At 61.9% G+C, this 19184-nt stretch carries 20 protein-coding genes; 14 read left to right on the top strand and 6 right to left on the bottom strand.

The features are described from left to right. The 5 genes from IGS58_RS27385 to IGS58_RS27405 all read left to right on the top strand — a co-directional run bounded on the left by IGS58_RS27385 (nucleotide 1) and on the right by IGS58_RS27405 (nucleotide 5150). Entirely contained in the window at nucleotides 1-969 is a 969-nt protein-coding gene (locus tag IGS58_RS27385; protein ID WP_070258858.1) for a D-alanine--D-alanine ligase, read from the top strand. Nucleotide 970: 1 nt separating this feature from the next. Continuing rightward, nucleotides 971-1783 (top strand): cell division protein FtsQ/DivIB, encoded by an 813-nt coding sequence (locus IGS58_RS27390; protein WP_034784973.1) that lies wholly within the window; start codon nucleotides 971-973, stop codon nucleotides 1781-1783. A gap of 42 nt (nucleotides 1784-1825) precedes the next feature. Continuing rightward, nucleotides 1826-3058, top strand: coding sequence for a cell division protein FtsA (gene ftsA, locus IGS58_RS27395; protein ID WP_010394955.1), 1233 nt, complete (start codon nucleotides 1826-1828; stop codon nucleotides 3056-3058). 153 nt (nucleotides 3059-3211) lie between these two features. After that, nucleotides 3212-4420, top strand: coding sequence for a cell division protein FtsZ (gene ftsZ / locus IGS58_RS27400; RefSeq protein ID WP_034784974.1), 1209 nt, complete (start codon nucleotides 3212-3214; stop codon nucleotides 4418-4420). 223 nt (nucleotides 4421-4643) lie between these two features. Next, nucleotides 4644-5150, top strand: coding sequence for a peroxiredoxin (locus IGS58_RS27405; RefSeq protein WP_034784976.1), 507 nt, complete (start codon nucleotides 4644-4646; stop codon nucleotides 5148-5150). 48 nt (nucleotides 5151-5198) lie between these two features. Here IGS58_RS27405 and IGS58_RS27410 read toward each other — a convergent pair whose 3' ends face one another. Further along, complete coding sequence (locus IGS58_RS27410; protein ID WP_070258864.1) at nucleotides 5199-5966, bottom strand: class I SAM-dependent methyltransferase; 768 nt, start codon at nucleotides 5964-5966, stop codon at nucleotides 5199-5201. A gap of 104 nt (nucleotides 5967-6070) precedes the next feature. On the opposite strand from IGS58_RS27410, the gene IGS58_RS27415 reads away from it, so the two are divergent. The 3 genes from IGS58_RS27415 to lpxC all read left to right on the top strand — a co-directional run bounded on the left by IGS58_RS27415 (nucleotide 6071) and on the right by lpxC (nucleotide 8858). After that, nucleotides 6071-6844: a helix-turn-helix transcriptional regulator gene (locus IGS58_RS27415; protein WP_070258866.1), complete on the top strand. Its 774-nt coding sequence runs from the start codon at nucleotides 6071-6073 to the stop codon at nucleotides 6842-6844. A 160-nt stretch (nucleotides 6845-7004) separates the two neighbouring features. After that, nucleotides 7005-7847: a DMT family transporter gene (locus tag IGS58_RS27420; protein ID WP_070258932.1), complete on the top strand. Its 843-nt coding sequence runs from the start codon at nucleotides 7005-7007 to the stop codon at nucleotides 7845-7847. Between the two features lie 75 nt (nucleotides 7848-7922). Further along, on the top strand, nucleotides 7923-8858 hold the full coding sequence (lpxC, locus tag IGS58_RS27425) for a UDP-3-O-acyl-N-acetylglucosamine deacetylase (RefSeq protein ID WP_070258868.1): 936 nt from the start codon (nucleotides 7923-7925) through the stop codon (nucleotides 8856-8858). Between the two features lie 109 nt (nucleotides 8859-8967). On the opposite strand, the gene IGS58_RS27430 is transcribed toward lpxC, so the two are convergent. Then, nucleotides 8968-9477: a DciA family protein gene (locus IGS58_RS27430; protein WP_034748833.1), complete on the bottom strand. Its 510-nt coding sequence runs from the start codon at nucleotides 9475-9477 to the stop codon at nucleotides 8968-8970. 279 nt (nucleotides 9478-9756) lie between these two features. On the opposite strand from IGS58_RS27430, the gene secA reads away from it, so the two are divergent. Continuing rightward, nucleotides 9757-12525, top strand: a complete 2769-nt coding sequence (secA, locus tag IGS58_RS27435; RefSeq protein WP_151092740.1) for a preprotein translocase subunit SecA — start codon at nucleotides 9757-9759, stop codon at nucleotides 12523-12525. Nucleotides 12526-12605: 80 nt separating this feature from the next. On the opposite strand, the gene IGS58_RS27440 is transcribed toward secA, so the two are convergent. Beyond that, entirely contained in the window at nucleotides 12606-13685 is a 1080-nt protein-coding gene (locus IGS58_RS27440) for an alpha/beta hydrolase (protein ID WP_230523166.1), read from the bottom strand. Between the two features lie 504 nt (nucleotides 13686-14189). Between IGS58_RS27440 and argJ the strand changes: the two genes are divergently transcribed. The 5 genes from argJ to IGS58_RS27465 all read left to right on the top strand — a co-directional run bounded on the left by argJ (nucleotide 14190) and on the right by IGS58_RS27465 (nucleotide 17475). Further along, a complete protein-coding gene (gene argJ, locus IGS58_RS27445; RefSeq protein ID WP_230523167.1) occupies nucleotides 14190-15428 on the top strand; it encodes a bifunctional glutamate N-acetyltransferase/amino-acid acetyltransferase ArgJ in 1239 nt (412 codons plus the stop codon). Then, entirely contained in the window at nucleotides 15425-16306 is an 882-nt protein-coding gene (locus IGS58_RS27450) for an ATP-binding protein (RefSeq protein ID WP_034784990.1), read from the top strand. Before argJ ends, IGS58_RS27450 begins: the two co-directional genes overlap by 4 nt. Beyond that, entirely contained in the window at nucleotides 16303-16725 is a 423-nt protein-coding gene (locus IGS58_RS27455; RefSeq protein WP_070258873.1) for an NUDIX domain-containing protein, read from the top strand. The genes IGS58_RS27450 and IGS58_RS27455 overlap by 4 nt, the downstream gene beginning before the upstream one ends. A gap of 120 nt (nucleotides 16726-16845) precedes the next feature. Then, complete coding sequence (locus tag IGS58_RS27460; protein WP_230523168.1) at nucleotides 16846-17055, top strand: FitA-like ribbon-helix-helix domain-containing protein; 210 nt, start codon at nucleotides 16846-16848, stop codon at nucleotides 17053-17055. A 3-nt stretch (nucleotides 17056-17058) separates the two neighbouring features. After that, complete coding sequence (locus tag IGS58_RS27465; protein ID WP_070258877.1) at nucleotides 17059-17475, top strand: hypothetical protein; 417 nt, start codon at nucleotides 17059-17061, stop codon at nucleotides 17473-17475. A gap of 3 nt (nucleotides 17476-17478) precedes the next feature. Here the strand turns inward: IGS58_RS27465 and yacG are convergent, their stop codons facing one another. The 3 genes from yacG to coaE form a co-directional block, all read right to left on the bottom strand. Then, nucleotides 17479-17670 (bottom strand): DNA gyrase inhibitor YacG, encoded by a 192-nt coding sequence (yacG, locus tag IGS58_RS27470; RefSeq protein WP_034785391.1) that lies wholly within the window; start codon nucleotides 17668-17670, stop codon nucleotides 17479-17481. An 18-nt stretch (nucleotides 17671-17688) separates the two neighbouring features. Then, a complete protein-coding gene (gene zapD / locus IGS58_RS27475) occupies nucleotides 17689-18444 on the bottom strand; it encodes a cell division protein ZapD (RefSeq protein ID WP_034748811.1) in 756 nt (251 codons plus the stop codon). A gap of 62 nt (nucleotides 18445-18506) precedes the next feature. After that, nucleotides 18507-19154 (bottom strand): dephospho-CoA kinase, encoded by a 648-nt coding sequence (coaE, locus tag IGS58_RS27480; protein WP_099390079.1) that lies wholly within the window; start codon nucleotides 19152-19154, stop codon nucleotides 18507-18509. Nucleotides 19155-19184: the final 30 nt, after the last annotated feature.

A 19184-nucleotide genomic window follows, 5' to 3' on the forward strand; every position in this document is an offset into this window, starting at 1 on the left:
GTGAACCAAGCTTCAGCTATCGACGTAAAACAATTGGGCAAGGTCGGCGTCCTGTTCGGCGGCCGTTCGGCCGAGCGCGAAGTGTCGCTGATGTCCGGCGCGGGCGTGCTGGCCGCTTTGAAAAGCCATGGCGTGGATGCGCATGGCTTCGACACGGGCGAACGCAGCCTGGCCGAACTGGCCGCTGAAAAGTTTGACCGCGTCTTCATCGCGCTGCACGGCCGCTTCGGCGAAGACGGCAGCCTGCAGGGCGCGCTGGAACAGCTGGGCATCCCGTACACGGGCAGCGGCGTGATGGCCTGTTCGGTCGGCATGGACAAGGTCTATACCAAGATGATCTGGCTGATGCACGAGCTGCCGACGCCAAAGTACGCGGTGCTGGACGACGGCTCCGACCTGGCCAAGGTCGCCGCGGAACTGGGCTTGCCGCTGATCGTCAAGCCGCCGCATGAAGGTTCGAGCATCGGCATCACCACCGTCAACGAAGCATCGGCCTTCCAGGCCGCCTACGACATCGCCGCCGGTCTCGATGATTCGGTGCTGGCCGAGGAATTCATCAAGGGCCGCGAGTTCACCGTGGCGATCCTGGGCAAGGGCGCCACGGCGCGCGCGTTGCCGCCGATCGAAATCGTCGCGCCGCAAGGCAATTACGATTACCAGAACAAGTACTTCACGGACGATACCCAGTATTTCTGCCCGCCGCAGCTGGACCCGGCCATCATCGCAGAGATGGAACGCATCGCCCTGGCGGCGTACCGCGCCCTCGGCTGCGAAGGCTGGGGACGGGTCGATGTGCTGATGCGCGCGGCCGACAGCAAGCTGTTTTTGCTGGAGGTGAATACCTCGCCTGGCATGACGGGGCACTCGCTCGTGCCGATGGCGGCGCGCGCGGAAGGCACCAGCTATGAAGACCTGTGCCTGGAAATCGTCGCTGGCGCGCGTCTGAAAATGCACAAGGGACAGCGCTGATATGTGGCATGACGCTAAAAGCCTCAATACGACTGCCAACGGCTTGCTGGCCGCGGTTCTGGTCGTGTGCGTGGCCGCCGGCGTCTGGTGGGTGTCGCAGCGTCCCATGTTCGACCTGCGCACGATCAAGGTGGAAAGCGCGGACGACAAGGGCCTGCGCCACGTGAATTACCTGACCCTGCGCAGCGGCACTCTGGGCCGCATCAAGGGCAATTTCTTCACGACCAACCTGGAAAGCGTGCGCGGCGTGTTCGAATCGGTGCCCTGGGTACGCCGTGCCAGCGTGCGGCGCGAGTGGCCGAACCAGCTGATCGTGGCGCTGGAAGAACACGAAGCGCTGGGCACCTGGGGCGAGGATGGACGCCTGCTGTCGGTCAAGGGCGACGTGTTTACGGCGAATGTGGCCGAAGCCGAAGACGACCATGAGTTGCCTGCGTTTGCCGGCCCCGATGGCAGCGAAAAGGAAGTACTTGCCACTTACGTGCAGCTGGCAAAGTGGTTTGCGCCGCTGAAGATGGTGCCGGAAACCCTGTCGCTGTCGAGCCGCTATGCGTGGACGGTGAAACTGGATAACGGCATGAGCGTGGCACTGGGACGCGAGCAGAATCACACGACCCTGAAAGCGCGGGTCGACCGGCTGGTGGGCATTTACCCGCAGCTGGCGAGCCGGCTGGAAAATATCGACACGATCGATATGCGCTACCAGAATGGCCTGGCGCTCAGTTCCGCCGGCCTGGTGATACCGGCCGAAGGCAAGGATGGAAAGCCAGTCATGAAGAAGAAAAACAGCAGTCCGATTAAAAAACCGACTTAACCCAATAATTTTAATTTATAGCCCATACAGTAGGCGACAGAAATGACAAAAGACGCGAAAAACCTGATCGTCGGCCTCGACATCGGCACCTCGAAAGTGGTGGCGGTGGTAGCCGAAGTGATGTCCGACGGGCGCCACGAAGTGATCGGGCTGGGCCAGCACGAATCGAAGGGCCTGAAAAAAGGCGTGGTGGTCAATATCGAGGCCACGGTGGAGTCCATCCAGCGCGCGCTGGAAGAGGCCGAGCTGATGGCCGACTGCAAGATCCGCAATGTGTACGCGGGCATTGCGGGCAGCCATATCCGCAGCTTCAATTCCAGCGGCATGGTGGCCATCAAGGACAAGGAAGTGACGGCGACCGACGTGGCGCGCGTCATCGAGACGGCAAAAGCGGTTAACATTCCGACCGATCAGCAATTGCTGCACACGGTGCCGCAAGAGTTCATCGTCGACAGCCAGGAAGATGTGCGCGAGCCTATCGGCATGAGCGGCATCCGCCTGGAGGTGAAGGTGCATATCGTCACCGGCGCCGTGTCGGCGGTGCAGAACATCGTCAAGTGCGTGCGCCGCTGCGGCCTGGAAGTGTCGGACCTGATCCTGCAGCCGATGGCGTCCGCCGACGCGGTGCTCACGCCCGACGAGAAGGAACTGGGCGTGGTACTGATCGACATCGGTGGCGGCACGACCGATGTGGCGGTATTTTCCGATGGCGCGATCCGCCATACGGCAGTCATCCCCATCGCCGGCGACCAGATCACCAACGACATCGCCATGGCCTTGCGCACCCCGACCGCGGAAGCGGAAGAAATCAAGATCCGCTATGGCGTGGCCAAGCAGGTCCTGGCCGACCCCGGCGAATCGCTGGAAGTGCCTGGCCTGGGCGACCGCGGCCCGCGCAACCTGTCGCGCCAGGCGCTGGCGGCAGTGATCGAGCCGCGCGTCGAGGAGCTGTTCGCCATGGTGCACCAGGTGGTGCGTGAATCCGGTTATGAAGGCGTGCTGTCGTCGGGCATCGTGCTCACGGGCGGCACCTCCATCATGCCCGGCATGGTGGAAATGGCGGAAGATATTTTCCTGAAACCGGCGCGCCTGGGCACGCCCGAGTATCGGGGACAGCTGGCCGACGTGGTGCGCAGTCCGCGCTATGCCACGGTATTGGGCCTGCTGCTGGAAGCGAAGAAGCAATACCTGCGCGGCCACATCGTGACGCGTCAGGACGGCTCGGTGAAGGCAGTCTGGCAGCGCATGAAGGAATGGTTTTTAGGGAATTTTTAAGGGCATGATTTTCGCCCGGCAGGACAGGTTTTTGGCAGCATCGCAGGTACACACACATAACTTTATTTTATATTTAACCGCAGTTTTCAATCTCCAGTTCTCCTACCAATATGAGGCCTGGCGCTTGGAAACCGCATCTGATAGGAGCACATCATGGAGTTCGATATGGTCGATAACACAGCTTTAGGTACCGTCATCAAGGTCGTCGGCGTCGGCGGTGCGGGTGGCAATGCAGTCCAACACATGATCAACAAAGGCATGTCGGGCGTGGAGTTCATTGCCGCCAACACCGACGCACAGGCCCTGTCGACATCGAAGGCCCACAACATCATCCAGATCGGCGATACCGGTCTGGGCGCCGGCATGAAGCCTGCCGTCGGCCGCCAGCTGGCGGAAGAATCGCGCGCGCGCATCGCCGATTCGCTGCGCGGCGCGCACATGGTCTTCATCGCTGCCGGCATGGGCGGCGGCACGGGCACGGGCGCCGCTCCTATCGTGGCCGAAGTGGCCAAGGAACTGGGCGCGCTGACGGTGGCCGTGGTCTCCAAGCCATTTTCGTACGAAGGCCAGAAGTGCATGGACATCGCCGACGAAGGCCTGGAGCAGCTGTCCCTGCACGTCGATTCGCTGATCATCATCCTCAATGAAAAGCTGGAAGAGATCTACGAAGACGAAAGCATGCTGGAATGGATGCAGCACGCCGATGATGTGCTCAACAACGCGGTGGCTGGCATTGCCGAGATCATCAACGTGCCTGGCCATATCAACGTCGACTTCAACGACGTGAAAACCATCATGGGCGAGCAGGGCAAGGCCATGATGGGCACGGCGACGGCTTCCGGCGTCGACCGCGCGCGCATCGCCGCCGAACAGGCTGTCGCTTCGCCGCTGTTGGATGGCATCGATCTGTCCGGCGCGCGCGGCGTGCTGGTCAACGTCACGGCCAGCCGTGGTTTGAAAGGTAAAGAGATCAAGGAAGTCATGGCTGCCGTGCGCGCGTTTGCCGCGCCGGACGCGTCGATCGCGCAAGGTATCGCCTACGACGACGCCATGGGCGACGACATCCGCGTTACCGTGGTGGCCACGGGCCTGGGCCGCGCCAAGAAAAACATCCAGCTGGTACCGCAGCAAGTGCTGCGCACCGGCACCCACAACAGCCCGTTGACCCCGTCGGCTGCCATGGGTAGCGCGCAAGCGGCGACGACGACGGTTGGCGTGGCCACGCCGGCTGCCGGTTTCGACGGCATGAAGGCGCCGGCGGTATGGCGTCGCGAATCGGCTTCCGAGCAAGTGCGCGCGATGGAAAAGAATGGCATGGAGACGTACGACATTCCCGCCTTCCTGCGTAAGCAAGCTGACTAAGGTGGTTTGATGTATGCACGGATGACGGCGGCCTGAGGGCCGCCGTTTTTTTTGCCGGGTTTTGACTTTTGACTTTGTCTTTCCGGCCATTTTCTGCACAAATACGGCAAGTCAGGCATACTATCGCGCTGAGCCAGCATCATGCTAGCCGAACCAGAATACACGCGTTTTCCGCCCGGCCGGGCGGCGAGCGTTTTCCACCGACAGCACACAAGGAGTCAACATGACCATCAAGATCGGCGACACCCTGCCAGAAGGCACCCTGGCCGAATTCATCGAAAGCGAAACCGAAGGTTGCGCACTGGGCCCGAACACGTTCAACGTGCAAGACCTGGTCAAGGGCAAGAAGATCGCCATCTTCGGCCTGCCAGGCGCGTATACCCCGACCTGTTCCGCACAGCACGTGCCAGGCTACGTCAAGCACGCTGCCGACCTGAAAGCCAAGGGCGTCGATGAAATCTGGTGCATCTCCGTCAACGACGCGTTCGTGATGGGTGCCTGGGGCCGTGACCAGAAAGCCACCGGCGTGGTGCGCATGATGGCTGACGGCAATGCCGCCTACAGCAAGGCCCTGGGCCTGGACGCCGATTTTTCCAAGCATGGCATGGGTACGCGCTCGCAGCGCTACTCGCTGCTGGTCGACAATGGCGTCGTGACGCAATTGAACATCGAGCAGGGCGGCAAGTTTGAAGTGTCGAATGCCGAGACGCTGCTGGGCCAACTGGCTTAAGCGCTTCCTGTCCGCATGAAAACGGCGCCATCGGCGCCGTTTTTACGTTTACTGTACTGAGGGTTTCGTCGCCTCGAACATGGCCGCATCGATGCTGAACGAATAATCGTCCTGCAGTGCGAAATACCGGCGCGCTTCCTCGGGCGCGCCATCGAACAGGTTGCGGATGGCCGCCACTCTTTCGATCGGCGTGCGCATGCGCGCCACCCACTCGTCGAACTGCATCGTCAGTTTCCACACGCTGCGCAAGCTGTGCGTAAAGCCCGCGTTATCGAACTTGGCGCCCCATTCGCAGGTGCGGTAGTCGCGCACGTGCGAAGCGTCGCGCAGCATTTCCACCGCCTGCAGCGTGCTGTCGTACAGGGCCGTTTTCGGCGCGACGATGTCGACCACCAGCAAGGTGCCGTTCGGGCGCAGCACGCGCCACGCTTCGGCCAGGGCTCCCGCCACATCGTTCCAGTGATGCGCGGAAAAGCGCGTGACGACCATGTCGAAGCTGGCGTCGGCAAACGGCAGGCGGGCCACATCGCCCTGCTGCGTGCTGATGTTGTGCAAGCCGCGCTGCGCCCTGGCGTGGTCGACCACGTCGAGCATGGGCTGCGCCAGATCGTAGGCGACGACGGAAGCTGCCACGGGGGCGACGGCAAAGCTGGCGTGGCCTGCGCCGCAGCCCAGGTCCAGGACGACGGGCTTGCCGTGGCGGCGCGCGCATTCCTGCATCAGCACCAGGTCGGCGCCTTGCGCATGTACGGCGCTGCTCAGGTAGGCATTCGCCGTCTTGCCAAACTGTTCGGTAACGACATCGTGCTGCTGCATGGTTTTCTCCTGTTGATGGGTGAGTTCCTGCAGAATAGGGATAAAATTATCCTGTAACAAGACCATAACTTATACTGGTATATCTACTACCATGCACCGCTGTCATGTCGAACAAACTTGCTGAATTCATCCGCGCCCGGCGCGAAGCCGTCACCCCCGCCATGGCTGGCTTGCCCGGCGGCGGGCGGCGGCGCACGCCGGGCTTGCGGCGCGAAGAGCTGGCACAGCTGTGCGATGTCAGTCCCACCTGGCTGACGTGGCTGGAGCAGGGGCGGCCCGTGTCGGCATCGGCCAGGATGCTGGCGCGCCTGGCGCAGGTGCTGCAGCTGAGCACGGCCGAGCGCGCCTATCTGTTCGAGGTGGCCGACAAGCATGACCCCAGCCACGGGACAGGCGAGGGCAGTGGTCCTGCGGTCGCCGAGCTGGCCGCCATCGTTGCCGCCATCGACGCGCCCGCGTACATCCTCGACCGCGCATGGAATGCCGTGGCGTGGAACGGGGCGGCATCCACCTTGTTTGCCGGCTGGCTGCATGGCGATGCGGCCGCACCGAACCAGCTGCGCTTCATGTTCCTGGACGCGGGGGCGCGCGACCTGGTCATCGGCTGGCCTGAACGGGCGCAGCGCCTGGTGGCGGAGTTCCGCGCCGATATCGGCCGGCAGGCGGACCAGGCGCCGCTGGCCGGCCTGATCGCGGAACTGGCTGACGCCAGTTTTGAATTTCGCCTATGGTGGGGCGCGCAGCAGGTGCAGGGCCGCGATGGCGGCTTGCGCCAGTTCCAGCATGCGCAACAGGGACTGCTGGCGTTCAATCAGGTGACCCTGCACCTGGCGCGCCAGCATGAACTGAAACTGGTGATGCTGTTGCCTGTGTCATAAGGTAAAACGGCCGCGCTTGTTATAATCTGGCTGACCGCCTGGCCCTGCCTTTCCAGACCATGCTGTCCTGGCTCCGGCCGTCGCCATGATGACGGTCCCGCTCTTTCGCCAGGAGTCTGTCCTGATACCCCGCAATCAAAACCTGCGCAGCATCTATGTGATGCTGATCGCCGTCGCCATGTTTTCCCTGATGGACACGGCCATGAAGCTGTTGTCCGCCCATTATCCTCCCATGCAGGTGACGGCCTTGCGCGCCCTGTCGTCGTTGCCGCTCGTCTGCCTGTACCTGCTGTACCGCGGCGCCTTCAAGAACGTGCTGAAGGTGCGCTGGCCGCTGCATTTGCTGCGCGGCGCCCTGGGCGTGCTGATGATCACGCTGTTCGCCTACGGCTTGAAGCGCATGTCGCTGGCCGAGACATATGCGCTGTTCTTTGTTGCCCCCTTGTTCATCACGGTCCTGTCGGTGTTTATCCTCAAGGAAAAAGTCGACTTCGCGCGCTGGTGCGCCATCGCCGTGGGCCTGCTGGGCGTGCTGGTGGCGCTGCGCCCCGACGGTTCGGGATTCTTTTCGCTGGCCGGGCTGGCCGTACTGGGCTCGGCTGCCTGTTACGCCATTTCCGCCGTGACGGGACGCATCCTGAGCCGCACGGACGCCAGCGAAAGCATGGTCTTCTGGCTGATGGTGATGATGGCCCTCGGCGGTGTGGCCCTGTCGGCGCATGAGTGGGTGAGTATCCGCCGCGAAGACTGGTGGCTGCTGGCAGGCTTGTCACTGAGTGGCTTCCTGGGCCAGTTGGCCATCACGGAAGCATTTCGCCATGGCAAGGCGTCCAGCGTGGCGCCGTTCGAATACTCGGCCCTGGCATGGGGCATGGCCCTGGACTGGATGCTGTGGCGTGCCTTGCCCGACGAATACACCTTGATCGGCGCGGCCATCATCATCGGCAGCGGCATTTATCTGGTGCGCCGCGAAGCCGTGCATGCGGAAAGCGAACATCCGTGATGAGCCGTTGTGGTATTTCTGGCGTGGGCGATGCCGCGCCGCAACGAAAATCCGGCAAATAGATATAATCGACAGATGTTAAAACAACGCACTATCAAACAACAGGTCCGCACCATCGGTGTCGGTTTGCACTCTGGCACCAAGGTCGAGCTGATCTTGCGTCCTGCCGCGATCGATACGGGCATCGTATTTCGCCGCATCGACCTCGATCCCATCGTCGAGTTTCCCGCCAGCGCCATGGCCGTGGGCGATACGCGCATGGCTTCCGTGCTGATCAAGGATGGCGCCAGGGTTTCCACCGTGGAACATCTGATGTCGGCGGCGGCCGGCCTGGGTGTCGACAATATGTACATCGACGTGAATGCGGAAGAAATTCCCATCATGGACGGTTCCGCCTCGTCCTTCGTCTACCTGCTGCAGCAGGCGGGCGTGGAAGAGCAGCAGGCGCCAAAGAAATTCATCAAGGTCATCAAGCCGGTGGAAGTGCGTCACGGCAAGGGCGACGCCGAGAAATGGGCGCGCTTGTCGCCGTACGACGGCTTCAAGCTCGATTTCTTCATCGAATTCAACCATCCTGCCGTCGATGGCACGATGCAGCGCGCTTCCGTGGATTTTGGCGACGTGTCGTATGTGCATGACGTGGCGCGCGCGCGCACCTTCGGTTTCATGCAGGACGTGGAAAGCTTGCGCGGCATGGGCCTGGCCCGTGGCGGTTCGCTGGAAAACGCCATCGTCATGGACGAGTACCGCATCCTCAACGCCGATGGCTTGCGCTATGAAGACGAGTTCGTGCGCCACAAGATCCTCGACGCCATCGGCGACCTGTACCTGGTGGGCCATCCCCTGCTCGCGTACTACACGGCGCACAAGTCGGGCCATGCGCTGAACAACCAGCTGCTGCTGGCGCTGCTGGAACAGCCGGAATCCTATGAAATCGTGTCGTTCGCCACGAACGAGGCGGCGCCGCAGTCGTATTTGCGGCAGATGGAGCGCGAGTGGTCGTTGACGTAGGTCGGATTAGGCCGCAGGCCGTAATCCGACAACCCCGCAGGCGCCAACAATGTTGTCGGATTACGGCCCGAAGGGCCTAATCCGACCTACGTGCTGCCGCCTGGCGTTGCTAATCTTTTGGTTCTCGGTGGTGGCGGACCATATTGCGCAGCGCCGCGATCAATTGCTCGTTCTGTTTCGACGCGGGCAGGGCCGTGCTCAGCTCTTCCAGGGCCGACATGGCTTTTTCCGGCAAGACCAGCGCCCGCGTATGCACGATGGGCGCGATGCTCTTGATGACTTGCACTTTCAGCTTGATGCCTGAAATCTGCCAGCCCTTTCTTTCCAGTTCCCCTTGCAGTTTCGGCAATTGCTGCTTGAGCTTGGCCGCCAGCGCCGCGTTCGGCGTGGCCAGCACGAGCTGGCCGCCCTCGAATTGCAGGATGTCGCAATGCTCGAACATGGCCGGCAAGGCCTTGGCGCAATCTTTTTGCAGGGCGGCCAGGCGCGTGACGGTGGGCATCAGGGAGGCCATCGTTGCATTGCCGCGCAGAAAATCGGTTGCGCCCGTGACGGCCGGGCCTGAACGGGCAAAGCCGTAGCCGCGGCGCGGTGCCGGAGAATAAGTGGGAGTTCGCATGGCCGAAACATAGCACACTCGCCCGCGCATGACGAGTGCGGCGGCGGGTGCGGCGCAGGCGGGCGGGCCGTATTGCCTTACAGTATGGAAAATGTCCGCAATTTCTGCCATTTGTTTGTCATTAAGCTATTGTTATATGGCGCATTACCCCAACCATGTCGGGAACGCATGATAAAATCATCGTCTTTTGCCATAGTCGAACTCCGTGCGGTGACGCGATTACTACCTCGTTGTTCCCTACCGAGCTTTTTTTAACGGCGTTTTTTCAAGAATTCAAGCATGTCATTACTGACCCAGATTTTCGGTAGCCGCAACCAGCGGCTGCTCAAGCAATACCAAAAAACGGTACGCGAGATCAATGCGCTCGAGCCGGCCATCGAAAAGCTGTCGGATGCCGAGCTGCAAGCGAAGACGCCTGCCTTCAAGGAACGCATCGCCGCTGGCGAATCGCTCGATGCCTTGTTGCCGGAAGCATTTGCCGTCTGCCGCGAGGCCAGCAAGCGCGTCCTGCGCATGCGCCATTTCGATGTGCAGATGATCGGCGGCATGGTCTTGCATTTCGGTAAGATCGCGGAGATGGGCACGGGCGAGGGCAAGACCCTGATGGCAACCTTGCCAGCCTACCTGAATGCCTTGTCGGGCAAGGGCGTGCATATCGTCACCGTCAATGACTACCTGGCGCAGCGCGATGCCGAGACCATGGGTCGCCTGTATGCATGGCTGGGCCTGTCGACGGGCGTGAACATGTCGCAGATGGAGCACAGCGCCAAGCAGCAGGCGTACAACTCCGACATCACGTATGGCACCAACAATGAATTCGGTTTCGACTTCTTGCGCGACAACATGGTCTACGAAGCGCGCGAGCGCGTGCAGCGCAGCCTGAACTTCGGCATCGTCGATGAAGTCGACTCGATCCTGATCGATGAAGCGCGTACGCCGCTGATCATTTCGGGCCAGGCCGAGAATCATACGGACCTGTATCACAAGATCAATGAAGTGCCTGCGCGCCTGACTTTGCAGATCGGCGAAGAAACGCCGGACGGCAAGGGCAAGGTTGACGTGCCGGGCGACTATACCAAGGATGAAAAAGCGCACCAGGTGCTGCTGACGGAAGCCGGCCATGAAAAGGCCGAAGGCATCCTGATGGAAATGGGCCTGCTGCCGGAAGGCGCGTCGCTGTACGATTCGGCCAACATCACCCTCGTGCACCACCTGTATGCGGCCCTGCGCGCGCATGCGCTGTACTTCAAGGATCAGCACTATGTGGTGCAGAACAATGAAGTGGTGATCGTCGATGAATTCACGGGCCGTCTGATGACGGGCCGCCGCTGGTCCGATGGCTTGCACCAGGCCGTCGAAGCGAAGGAAGGCGTCAAGATCCAGAACGAGAACCAGACCCTGGCCTCGATCACCTTCCAGAACTACTTCCGCATGTACGCCAAGCTGGCCGGCATGACCGGCACGGCCGATACCGAAGCATACGAATTCCAGGAAATCTACGGCCTGGAAACGGTCGTGATCCCGCAAAACCGTCCGCTGCAGCGCAAGGACCGCCAGGATCAGGTCTACAAATCGTCGGCGGAAAAATACAACGCGATGTTGAACGACATCCGCGACTGCTACGAGCGCGGCCAGCCCGTGCTGGTGGGCACGACCTCGATCGAGAACTCGGAACTGCTGTCGGGCATCCTGACCAAGGCCGGTTTGCCGCACAACGTGCTGAACGCGAAGCAGCATGCCCGCGAAGCGGAAATCATCGCCCAGGCAGGCCGTCCGAAAGCCATCACCATCGCCACCAACATGGCAGGTCGCGGTACCGATATCGTGTTGGGCGGTAACGTCGAAAACCAGATCAAGTTCATCGAAGCCAATGCTGAACTGAGCGACGCCGACAAGGCAGCCCAGTCGCAGACCTTGCGCGATGAATGGCAATCCCTGCACGACCACGTGGTCAATGCGGGCGGCTTGCACATCATCGGCACCGAACGCCACGAATCGCGCCGCGTCGACAATCAGCTGCGTGGCCGTGCCGGCCGCCAGGGCGATCCGGGTTCGTCGCGCTTCTACCTGTCGCTCGACGACGCGCTGCTGCGCATCTTCGCCGGCGACCGCGTGCGCGCCGTGATGGACCGTTTGAAAATGCCGGAAGGCGAACCGATCGAGGCAGGCATCGTCTCGCGTTCGATCGAATCGGCCCAGCGCAAGGTGGAAGCGCGCAACTTCGACATCCGCAAGCAATTGCTGGAATACGATGACGTCGCCAACGACCAGCGCAAAGTCATCTACCAGCAGCGTAACGAGTTGCTGGAAACGACCGATATTTCCGACATGATCGCTTCCTTGCGTCACGGCGTGTTCACCGACCTCGTGCACGAGTACGTGCCGCACGAATCGGTGGAAGAGCAGTGGGATATCAAGGGCCTGGAAAACACCCTGGCCGGCGAATGGCAGCTCGACTTGCCGCTGCAGCAGATGCTGGAAGCCGATTCGACCCTGACGGACGACGAGATACTGGAAAAAGTGCTGGCCGCGGCCGATGCCGTGTACCAGTCGAAGATCGATATCGTCGGCAAGGAATCGTTTGGCGGCTTCGAACGCAATGTCATGCTGCAAAGCGTGGACAGCCACTGGCGCGAACACCTGGCGGCGCTCGATCACCTGCGCCAGGGTATTCACCTGCGCGGTTATGCGCAGAAGAACCCGAAACAGGAATACAAGCGCGAAGCGTTTGAACTGTTTGGCCAGATGCTCGACATGATCAAGAACGACGTCACGAAACACGTGATGACGGTACGCATCCAGTCGCGCGAAGAAGTCGATGCAGCCGAACAGGCAATGCAGCAGTCGCACGTGGAAAACGTGCACTACCAGCACGCTGAATTCGACCCGAACGCTGCGCCGGAAGAGCTGCTGGCGCCTGTGGCCGGCGGCAACATGGACAACGTCGACGACATGAGCGTGAGCATGGGCGTCAAGGTTGGCCGTAACGACCCATGCCCTTGCGGCAGCGGCAAGAAGTACAAGGCTTGCCACGGCAAGCTGGCGTAAAGCCCGCTGCATGGCCTGAACAAAAACGGAGACCACGGTCTCCGTTTTTTTATGTCCGGAATGTCTTGCGCGGTCCCGGCTCAGGGAAAGGCCCAGTATTGCGGCGCCTGCGAGGGAATGCCCTTCAAGCCGCCGCGATTTTTTGCCCGTTGCCCAGTCTTGATCATGGTGGCGATATCGGTCAGCAAGACGCGGTTGCTGGCGAAGTAATCGTGCCCCATGAAGTTCATGATGACGGCCGAGGCATCGACGAGCTCCATGCCGGGGATGCTGACGACGGGGCCGCGGATGTCGCCTATCCTGTCCCAGTCGGCAAAATTGTAGGAAGCGCGGATGGCCTTGTCGTTCGCGGAAGCGTACAGGGTGGCGGGGAGCTTGAGGCTGGCAAAACGGGGGGCGATCTGGTCGCGGAAGACATCGGCATTGATGTCAGGCGCTGCCAGCACCACCTGCTTGAACAGGGGCAGCAGTTCGGGGCGTTTTTCCAGCAGGTTGGCCAGGGCGACGGTCATCGGGCGGTTGCCCATGCTGTGGGCGATGAGGTAGATATCGGTGGCGGACGAGTGCGCCGCGAAGTCGGCCAGGAAGGCTTGCAGGTGCGCCTGCGTCCATTCGGCCGAATTCTGGTCGTATTCATAGCCGGCCAAGGTGCCTTTCGATGGCCAGCTGTAGAACACGGGCAGGGCGCCGATATCGAGGTCGACCGCCATCTGCGCCGTGCGCCGCGCGGCGTCGTCAAAGGAGTTGCTGTAGCCATGGATGTAGATGAAGGCGGCGTGCCGTTCCGGCGCGGCCTGTATCCTGGCCTTGACGGTGGCGAGAAAATCCTCGCGCGACAGGCGCGTGGCTTCCTTGATCAGCACATATTTTTGCGCATTGTCGCTGGAAAGGATAGCGTACCAGGGCGGCAACGGCAGTTCGCCCGGCGCTCTTTTTTCAGGGATGCTGACGAGGACGCTGCCGTAGCTCAGGTGGGGCGCGGCGCGGTTGGGCTGCCAGCCATAGCTGCGGCTGCTGGCCTGGTATTGCCTGTCGGTGGCGTAGTACACCGTGACGTGCACGGCGCCGGCTGGTGGGGTCTCGTTGCCAGGCTTGGCCATGCCGCTACTGCCCGTGAGCATGCCGCTGCTGCCGGTCAGGTTGCCCAGGTTGCCGACCAAACCGCCGATGCCTGACCATGAGCTGCTCCATGGAAAGGTTGGCGGTGGCCGTCGCACCCCGGTCGTGGGTGGAAATTCTGCGGCTGGCGGCGTTTCAGCGGCCGGCGGCGCTGTGGATGCCAGATCGGTGGCGTGGCCGATGGCATGATCGGCCGCTTCACCTGGCAGCGTACAGGCCGTCAACGAGGCCAGCAGGCAAAACAGGCAGCATAAACACCATAGACGTAACGGGCGTGCCGAGCCTGAATCGCTGCGATGCATGCGGTAGGGTTTTCCGTGCGCCATGACTCCCCTCCCCGGGCGCTTGTGCGAGACGCGTGATCGTCGGTTCTTACACCTTAGCCCCGCCAAGCGGCGGCGTTCTGATAAATCGCAAGCCTGGCCACGCTGCCGGCCCGCCTTGGCGTTGTCCGGGCCGCCGCGACGATTCCCTTGCCGCATGTTCACCCGAGCCGCGAAGGCGCTACAATAGCGCTTCCCTTTTCCCTCGCAGAAGAAATCACCATGGCCGTCAATTCTCCCAAGCCCGTCGCCGCCGACTTGAAAGCCGTCGCCGGCATTGAAATCGGTGTTGCCGAAGCCGGCATCAAGAAACCCAACCGCAAGGATTTGCTGGTATTGAAACTGGCGCCGACGGCCACCGTGGCTGGCGTGTTCACCTTGAACCGCTTCTGCGCCGCGCCCGTGCAAATCTCGAAAGCCAACCTGGCCGCCGTGACGGCTGGCGCCGCGCCGATCCGCGCGCTGCTGGTCAACACGGGCAACGCGAATGCTGGCACGGGCGAATCGGGCCTGGCCGACGCGCAGGCCAGCTGCGCCGCGCTGGCCGAGCTGCTGGGCTGCACCCCGCAGCAAATCCTGCCGTTTTCCACCGGCGTGATCCTCGAACCCTTGCCCGTGCAGCGCCTGGTCGCCGGCTTGCCGCAAGCCGTGGCCGCGCTGACATCGGACAACTGGTTCTCGGCCGCCGAAGCCATCATGACTACCGACACGCAGCCGAAAGCCGGTTCGCGCACCGTCACCATCGGTGGCCACGCGGTCACCCTGACGGGCATCAGCAAGGGCGCCGGCATGATCAAGCCGAACATGGCCACCATGCTGGGTTTTCTCGCGTTTGACGCCACCGTGGCGCAACCGGTGCTGGACCAGCTGGTGAAACAGGCGGCCGACAAATCGTTCAACTGCATCACCATCGACGGCGACACATCCACCAATGACTCGTTCATGCTGGTCGCCACGGGCGCCGGCAGCCTGGTGATCGATTCCGTCGATTCGCCGCACTATGCGCAACTGGCCGCTGCCGTGACCGAACTGTCTACTTTTCTCGCGCAAGCCATCGTGCGCGACGGCGAAGGCGCCACCAAGTTCATGACCGTGACGGTGGAAGACGGCCGCAACGTGGAAGAGTGCCGCAAGATTGCCTATTCCATCGCCCATTCGCCGCTGGTGAAAACGGCCTTCTTCGCCTCCGACCCGAACCTGGGCCGCATCCTGGCCGCCATCGGCTATGCGGGCGTGGACGACCTGGACGTGGGCCAATTGAACCTGTACCTGGACGACGTGTGGGTGGCCAAGAATGGCGGCCGCAACCCGGACTACCAGGAGCAGGATGGCCAGCGCGTGATGCAGCAAAGCGAAATCACCATCCGCGTCAAGCTGGCGCGCGGCGATGCCACGGCCACCCTGTGGACGTGCGACCTGTCGCATGACTACGTGTCGATCAACGCCGACTACCGCTCATGACCAGCCTCGATCAATTCCTGATCCGCGCCGAGCGGGTGCTGGCGCGCCTCGAGTCGATCTTGCCGCCGGCCTTGCCGGCTACCGACTGGAACAGCTTTGCTTTCCGCTGGCGCCGGCGCCAGGGCGCGGCCAGCCATCTGCAGGCCGTGGCGCACGTGTCGTCCATCGCTCTGGATGACTTGCACAATATCGGCACGCAAAAGGCGCAGATCGAGCAGAACACGCGCCAGTTCGTGGCCAGCCGTCCGGCCAACAACGTGCTGCTGACGGGCGCGCGCGGCACGGGCAAGTCCTCGCTGATCAAGGCTTGTCTGAACCAGTTCGCCGACCAGGGCTTGCGCCTGATCGAAGTGGACAAGGCGGACCTGGCCGACCTGCCCGACATCGTCGACCTGGTGGCGGCGCGCCCCGAGCGCTTCATCATCTTTTGCGACGACCTGTCGTTCGAAGAGGGCGAGAGCGGCTACAAGGCGCTGAAAGTGGCGCTCGACGGCAGCATCGCCGCGCAATCGGACAATGTGCTGATCTACGCCACCTCGAACCGCCGTCACCTGATGCCGGAACGCATGTCGGACAACAGCAGCTACAAGACGGACGACGATGGCGACCTGCATCCGGGCGAGACGGTGGAAGAGAAAATCTCGCTGTCCGAACGCTTCGGCCTGTGGCTGTCGTTCTACCCGTTCAAGCAGGACGATTACCTCGATATCACGGCGCACTGGCTCGCTTCGTTCGGCTGCACGCCGGAACAGATCGCCGCGGCGCGCGGCGACGCCCTGCGCTGGGCATTGCAGCGCGGTTCCCGTTCAGGCCGGGTGGCGTGGCAATTCGCGCGCGACTATGCTGGGAAACTACCTGCGGGAAAGTTGCCGCAATGAGTGATATGAAAGTGACACCAGTGGACGTCGCCGTCGGTATCCTGATGAAGCCGAATGGTGACGTGCTGCTGGGCCAACGCCCGGCCGGCAAGCCGTATGACGGCTATTGGGAATTTCCTGGCGGTAAAGTGGAACCGGGCGAAGCCATTTTTGACGCCTTGAAACGCGAGTTTGTCGAGGAGCTGGGCTTGCATATCGATACTGCCGAAGCCTGGTGCGGCGTCGAATACGTATATCCGCACGCCCATGTGCGCCTGCATTTCTATATCAGCCGCGAGTGGCGGGGCGAGCCGCAAAGCCTGGAAGGACAGGCGTTCGCCTGGCAAGGCACGGTCGGCGTGGAACCCTTGCTGCCGGCCACCATTCCCCTGCTGGAATGGCTGGACGAGGTACGCCGCGAATCGCTGGCGCCTGCCTGATCCCAACTTGTGCCAGCAGGCAGCAGCATGCTGCGTGCTGGCGCAAGCTTTCCTGTTACTTTCCTTGTATCGCGCGCGCTTTGCGCTACAGTGCTTTCATCACGCATTGGGGAGTCTCGCATGCCGCTGACACTGACCTTTACCGATACCGATGAATTGCTGATTGCCGCCTTGCACAAGCGTGCCCGCGCGCATGGACGCAGCATCGAGGACGAGCATCGCGGCATCCTGCGCAGCGCCTTGCGGCCGCTGCCGAAGCGCCCGCTCGACGATATTTTGCGCGGCATGCCCGACGGGGGGCACGATGCGGATTTCGAGCGCCGCCCTTGAGCCATGCCCGTCTACCTGGTCGATACGGATGTGATCGTTGCAGGGCGCAAGGGCGGCGCTGCGCCGGCGGGCGTGCTCGATTTTTTTGAACGGGTGGCGCCGGAAATGCGCTATGTGCCGGTGCAGGTGATTGCGCAACTGCGCGCAGGCATACAGCGCAGCTGGCGGCGCGAGGCGGCGCTGGAAGCACTGGCGCTGGAAGGCTGGCTGGAAGCCGTGCTGTCAGAATATGCGCCGCGGCTGCTGGAATTCGACCTCGATTGCGCGCTCGTGTGTGCGCGCCTGCATGCGCGCGGCCACGCGCACGGCGTCGATGGGCAGATCGCGGCGATGGGCATCGCCTATGGCTTGACGGTGGTCAGTGGCAGACTCGACAGTTTCGCGGCGCAGGGGCTGCGTCTGGAAAATCCGTTTCGCTGAGAATTATTGCGGCTTGTTGTCTTCGTCCGCCAGCGGATCTTCGAATGGGTCGGCAGCGGGGATCGTGTATTTCTCTTCGGCCCAGGCGCCCAGGTCGATCTGCTTGCAGCGTTCCGAGCAGAAGGGGCGGTATTTGTTGGCTTCAGTCCATTCGACTTTGGCGGCACAGGTAGGGCAATTAACGACGGTCATGATGGGGCAAATAAGTAACAATTAAAAATTACAGAGCGTGAGCTCGAACGGAACATCTTCTTCCAGCGGCTTGGGTTTCAAGTCGCCACCCTGGGTGGTAAAGCGCACCCACAGCATATATTTGTTGGCGGAAATTTCCGGGATGGCGCCGCTGTTTTCATCCAGGCTCAGGCGCAGCATCTGGTACACCTTGCCTTGCAGCATTTGCTGGTAGCTGCCGCCATTGGCGATCAGTTTAACGGGTCCGCCGGAATCGCGCAGCAGGCGCAATACGAGGGCCAGCGCGTCGAACAGGGGCGCCAGCGGGGCAAACCACGCGTGGATATCGGTCAGGCGCTGCTCGGAGCTGCGTTTTTGCCAGGCAAAGTAGGATGGCAAGTCGAATTCGCAGGCGCCGCCCGGAATGATGGTGCGGCCGCGGATGCTCATCAGCCATTCATTGTCGCGGATATTCTGGCCCGTCTTGCCCTGCGCCGCCACCAGGGCACCGCTGACGCTGTCGAGTTCGCCCAAGATGGCATCGAGGGTTTCCGGCTCCACATTTGGATTGCTGCGGTAGCCGAGCAGGCTTTGGCGCTGGCGCTCGAGTTCCTGCAGCAGGTCGGACTTCAGGTCGGCGCGGCCGGCCACTTCGAGCATATCGAAAATAGTTGCCAAGGCAACATGATGCTGCATTGCATGCTCTTGCTGGATGAAGAACTTGAATTTGTCGTACAGGTCTTCCAGCCGCAACAAGGTACGTATGCGTTCGTTGAAAGGGTATTCGTAGACAATCAAAATAATTCCCTTAAGTAAGGACCTGCAAACAATCCCGTGATTTTGAACCAAGCGTCGACAAATTACAAACGTTGCGGGCCGATTCCGGCCATTCTTTTTGAAAATGCCAGATATAAATCGTGCAACTGGGCAATCTGCGGCGCCAGGGCGGCCAAATCGCCATTATTGTCGATCACATCGTCCGCCGCCGCCAGGCGCATGGCGCGCGTCGCCTGCGTGGCCATGATGGCTTTGACTTGTTCTTCCGATAAGCCATTGCGCGCCATCACGCGCGACACTTGCAGGCTTTCCAGGCAGTCGATGACGAGAACCCGGTTGACCCGCTCCACCCATCCGCCGGACTCGACGAGCAGGGGCACGGCAAAGATCACGTAGCTGCCTGTCGCTTCGGCGGCCGCCGCCAGGGTCGCCTGGCGGATGCGCGGATGCAGGATGGCTTCCAGTTTCGCCTTGGCGGCGGCATCGGAAAACACGAGGTTGCGCATTCTGGTGCGGTCGAGGGCGCCGCGCGCATCGGCGTAGTCGGGGCCAAATTCCGCCACCAGGGCTGGCATGGCTGCGCCATTTGGCGCCGTCAGGCTGTGCGCGATCTGGTCGGTATCGACGATGGAGGCGCCATGCGCGGCGAACAGGTCGGCCACCGTGCTCTTGCCGCAACCGATGCCGCCGGTGAGACCCACGCTGAAATAAGGGACGTTTTGTCTTTGCATGTATTTATCCATAGGGGGCAGTGCTGCGCC

This window comes from Janthinobacterium sp. EB271-G4-7A, assembly GCF_020858075.1.
Taxonomy (GTDB): Bacteria; Pseudomonadota; Gammaproteobacteria; order Burkholderiales; family Burkholderiaceae_D; genus Janthinobacterium; species Janthinobacterium lividum.